Genomic DNA, 5,226 nt, shown 5'->3' on the forward strand with positions numbered 1-5,226 from the left:
AATATAAGTTCTAAAATTTAGTATAGCTTATCTCAGTACATAATTTGTATGAATATATAATAAACGCTAGGCGAAATTCACCTCCACCCTAATGTCGGGTGGAGTCCTCTTTCGCGGTTTTGATAGATGGATAAAGGCAGAAGATTTACTCTTGCTGATTTAGCACTTCATTTGCCAAATCTGCCAACATATCAGCAAAAACATCTGTGTCTGCAACGGCTGCTGTTTTTTGCTCACTACTTTTTTGCTTAATGGTGCTGTTGTTATTTAATGGTACATCTTGATAGCTTGAAGAGGAAACAGTCTGATTGTCAATCGCTTTAGCCGTGTCCATTTTAGGCGCAACAATTTGATGCGCGGCTAAAGGGGATTCACCTGTTGCAAGCTTATCTTTCAGCCATTCAAAACCATGTGCTTCCCACCATGCTTCAAAACGCGGTAAGGTGCTGCCATGAACAGCCGCTGGCAAGTTCAATGTACGCAGTTTTTGTGCGAGTATAGGGTCACTAATGGCTTGATGAATACTGAGATAGAGTCCACGACTGTCATCAGTATAGGGTTGTCTATTTTGCCATGATTGATCATCAATTTTCATCCGTGGCAATTCCCACAGTTCACCGCGATAATATATAACATATAAGCGTCGTTTAGGGTGAACAAAGATGGCATCAATGGGACGCAAAGGCATAGTATTATGTTATCTCGTTAATATAAAGCATGATTAAACAATGAAGTAAACACAACATGAAGTAGCCAAGTAAGATAGCAATATTAATTTATTTTTCAGATAAATCACTTTTAATAAAAGTAACTAACTTGATAGCACGACAATAACTGTCGTAAGGTACTGCCACCATGATGAATAAACTAGTAAATAGCAAGTATCGATGGCACACTAAGACACGATAATATCTGCTTATTTTATAATTTCTTGGGTCTATAGGTAGTGAGTTACTTATAGTTGTTTATCTTTTTTATTCTTATGAAGCTAATGATGACATTCAAGTCATTATGTTAACAGATATACAATGAAGTAACGATCAAGAAATATGGATTAAGAGTGCTCTTTGTTACATTCCTTAATAGCTATCAATGTTCATTCTACTTCACTTTATTATTCCCTCTCATAACTCCAATAGAATACCTTCTATGTTTACCATTATACAATCCCATCGTACCGAAAATCTTGTTGATCAGCTTCTTGTGCAATATCAGTCCAAAAATCAGCCTGTTTTTGAGCCTTTTATTGTTATTGTACCCTCAATGGTGTTGGGCGATTGGTTGGATAAAACCATTGCAAGCCGTGCAGGGATTAGTACTTTGGTGCGTACTAAGTTTTGGGGTCAGTATCAGTGGACGCTTATGCAAGATGTATTAACTCGCCATAATGCATATTTGTTAGAGCAGAATCCTGAAGCGGCAACCTTGAATGTGCCTGAAGTGGCGGTGTTGTCACCGACGGTCATGCAGTGGCGATTGTTTGGGTATTTGACCTACTACCAAGAGTCGATTACTAAAGATGAAAAACATCCAGTTAACCCACTGTTGGCGTCTTTGATTGATGAGCCGCAAGAAGGGGTTCAGCAAGACAGTGTACGACAAGATAAATCGCAGCAAGATGCGCGTATTTGGCAGCTGGCAAGTGATCTAGCACGTGTTTTTAATCGCTATTTGACCCATCGTGAGGATTGGTTAGCGTTATGGTCGCATAACAAGCCGCTTAATGTGGATGAGTTGATAGCAGATAAAGATGCCTTATCATTGCGCTTTGATAAGTATGCGCGCGGCACGCCTGAGTGGTTGGTTGAGCACTATGTTGAGTTAGAAGTTGCTCAACGCTTCTTATGGTCGCACCTGTTTGCTGATGTGCATCAGCACCGTAAGGCACTTGAAAACGTTTTTTGGTCAGCTCTACAAGATAACAAGGCGAATGAGCGTAGCCAGTTGCCCAAAGTGTTGCGTATTTTCACCATTCAGCAGTTGCCGCAGACCGAGCTTGATTTTTTGCAGCGCTTATCGCAATACATGGATATCACGCTATTGCATTACAATCCATCGAAGCTGTTTTGGGCGGATATTGTTGATAAGTCGTGGTTACAGCGCCAGCAGATTATTAACCCTGAAAGTGTGTTTTTACGTGATTATGGGCATAGCTTGCTGTCACGTTTGGGAAAGCAGTCGCGCGATACCTTTGCCATGCTTGCCAACTTGTCAGGTAATGAGCAATACCAAGATGCACTGGTAGAGTGGCAAGATAACTTTAATGATGGTGATGACGGTTTAAATGATGAGTTTGGTCTTGATGATAGCGCCTATAATGCTGACGGTGCTCAAAATACATACAATAGCCCGAGCTTATTAAGACGTTTGCAAAACGATGTGTTGATGCTGGATGAGAAATCTACCCAGCAAGCGACGGCTGCAAAAGTTTCGCAAGAGGTAAGTAAGCAAATAGAACTTGGCTTTGATCAAGAGCAGCAAGAAATGCCTTGGTATGAGGATGAGGCGTTAGAGAATAAACGCTTTGAAAAAGATCGCTTTTGGGCAATGTCTGCGCAAGATAATAGCCTAAGTATCCACTCGTGTCATAGTTTGCAGCGTCAGCTTGAAGTGCTGCGTATTATGATTGGACGCTGGCTAAATGAACCTGTCAAACTCGGTGAGAAAAAGCGCCATATATCCGACATTGTTGTTCTGCTACCTGATGTTGAGCGTCATCATGCTCTGATTAGCTCTATTTTTGTCAGCGGTAAAGGTCAAGATGGTTTGACTCTACCTGCAAAGGTAACTGGTGTTGTCGAGGCGGATATTCGTCAGCTATGGGAAGCTATGATTGGTTTTTATAAATTGTTAGGCAGTCATAGTGCCCGTTTTGAAGCGGCTGAGGTCTTAGATTGGCTGATGTTAACTCCCTTGTTTGAAAGTTTTGGGCTGACCCATGAACAAATGAGTCGTGGTTGTGATTTGCTGGTAGAAGCAGGTTTTATCCGTGGCTTTGATGAGTTGCATCTTAAGCAAACCCTAGACAGTAACGACTTTGATTATCGATTTAGCTTTGCTCAAGCGCTAGATAGATTAACGTTAGGTCTAGTGATGCCAGAAGCCAGTTTAAGCGATTGCTTATATCCCTTAGCCCAGGATGATTGGCCAAGCACTGCCTTGCCAGAAATGAGCTTACCGCTGCCGCAAGTGAGTCTAAATGATGCGATGATTGTTGAAGCCCTTTGCCGTATTTATGCGGGTTTGACTGCACGCCGTGATGACCATACGCAAAAACTGAAAGCGGAAGATTGGCTGGATCAGATTGAGACCCAAGTCATTCATCGCTACTTTGGCGATGTTGATCAAACACGCACCATGCGTGCCATCTATAACGCTATGAACGGCTTTAAATCCAGTTTGCGAGCCAACCGTCATTATAGACAGTACTCTAGTGGTGATATCGCCAATAAAGAAGTAGAGCAAAAGCTGGTGGGCGTTGAGCAGTTGCCGTTAAAGCTAAGCTTTATGCTCGACAGTATCGAAGCAGAGCTTGAAAGTCAGCAGGTCAGTGCTGAGCCTACTGGTGTCATTACCTTTGGTAAATTTGGTGCATTAAGAAACGTGCCTTTTGAGTTGGTGGTCATGCTTAATATGAATCTCTCTGAGTTTCCTGGGCGTGACCGTGATAACCGGTATGATTTGATGAAAACCACCAATGCCCGTCGCGGTGATAGAGTCAGTGAAGATGATGATAATGGGGCATTTTTAGATGCGCTGCTGTGCGCTCGCAGTGCTTGTTGGATATTCTATAACGGTCAAAGTTTGACAGATACACACGAGCATCTGCCAGCCAACCCAGTCAGTGAGCTATTACAGTTTTTGCAAGGTGAGATACAGTGGCAGGTGAACTCGTTGGAAACATTGCCTAAGAATATCGACCCAACTACTGAGAGTCTTAAGCGTTATTTACCGAAGCTGATTAAGCAGTGGCTGGTAACTGAGCATCCCGCATTGCCTTTTCATGAGAGTCTATTTGAGACTGCAATTGAAGGCGCTCATGTTTATAAGCAAGAGTCAAACTACCTCAATCCCAACTCCATTGCAAATGAGGTAGCTGACGATACTCAGGACAATTCTAAAGACGATAGCCCTGTTAATATGATCGATGAACTAGACACTATATTAAATAAAGCCATGCGTAAAACCAAATTGGCTCAGAAAAAACAGTTTCCGCCTGCGCCGCTTTGGCAAGCTGTATTTAATACACTAAAGGGAAGAGTATCTAGTGAGCACGTACAGCTGGTTGGCTTGCCCACAAAAGCACAATACGAAGCAATTGCTCAGGTACTTGGTCACGGTTTGGGGCAGCTGGGACAAATAGACAATCAAGCCTTGTCTGCATTGATTGATATGCTGGCATTAGATGCTGTTGTTGATACTAGCAATGTTAGTGATATGACTCAGGGGCTCACCCAAACAATATTTGATATTCATGAGATAGATATTGAAGGGGTATTGCTCTATCAAGTTCGCCATCCTGCCAAAGCCTTTTTGCGTACCCAGAAAGTGCATATGGTACAAGGTGAGGAGGCGATGGCGCATCAAGAGCCATTGTTTCTAGACAGCTTGACCACCTATCAAATTAAAGAGCATTTGATTAAGCAGTTGGCCACCGATGCGGCCGAGACGAATGATGACAATACTGCTAGTCAAGGCAACCCAATCTTGATGTATCAAAAAATCATGCCAGCAGGTGTCGCTCGCCAAACCACGCTACCCAATCAACAGCAAAAATTACAGCAGCAGTGCTTAGAGTTTAAAGAGCAACTAATGGCTAATGGGTTTGATGAGAGTAGTATGCTCAATGAGGGCGGGGAAGTTGGTGTGACAGGTTTGCAGTTACTGACTCCAACCTCTGAGCACCCTGTTCAGATAGAGCTAGCAGCTATACTAAATCGTACTGACAATGAGTCACTACTTAAGTTGCTACCTAAAATTATTAAGATAAAAGGTTCAGTGCCGATAGATGCTCACAACCGCCGCTCTCATATTCAGGCAGGCGTGGCCTATGCTGAGCAATCACCCAAGCAGTGGTTAAATATACTGCCTAATTCTGCTAGCCCGAAACATTTACTCAAATTTTGGTTGTCGCATTTGTATTGGCAAGTTGCCAGACGCACCACTACCGAGCAAGCGGCATTAAATGATGGTGTGAGCATTTGGCGCTTTAATAAACCAAATTCG

Annotated in this window: 2 protein-coding genes; one reads left to right on the top strand and one right to left on the bottom strand. The window is 42.7% G+C overall.

What is annotated here, in order from left to right:
• Positions 1–145: 145 nt before the first annotated feature.
• Complete coding sequence (locus VLN09_RS05360) at positions 146–688, bottom strand: hypothetical protein (protein WP_325244393.1); 543 nt, start codon at positions 686–688, stop codon at positions 146–148.
• 461 nt (positions 689–1,149) lie between these two features.
• On the opposite strand from VLN09_RS05360, the gene VLN09_RS05365 reads away from it, so the two are divergent.
• Positions 1,150–5,226, top strand: a 4,077-nt coding sequence (locus VLN09_RS05365; protein ID WP_325244395.1) for an exodeoxyribonuclease V subunit gamma, incomplete at its 3' end; no start/stop codon positions are given.

This window comes from Psychrobacter sp. (assembly GCF_035469765.1).
Classification (GTDB): Bacteria; Pseudomonadota; Gammaproteobacteria; order Pseudomonadales; family Moraxellaceae; genus Psychrobacter.

Bases quoted from the DNA above. Each gene is read 5' to 3' on its own strand.
- VLN09_RS05360 (WP_325244393.1), bottom strand. From the start codon at position 688: ATGCCTTTGCGTCCCATTGATGCCATCTTTGTTCACCCTAAACGACGC.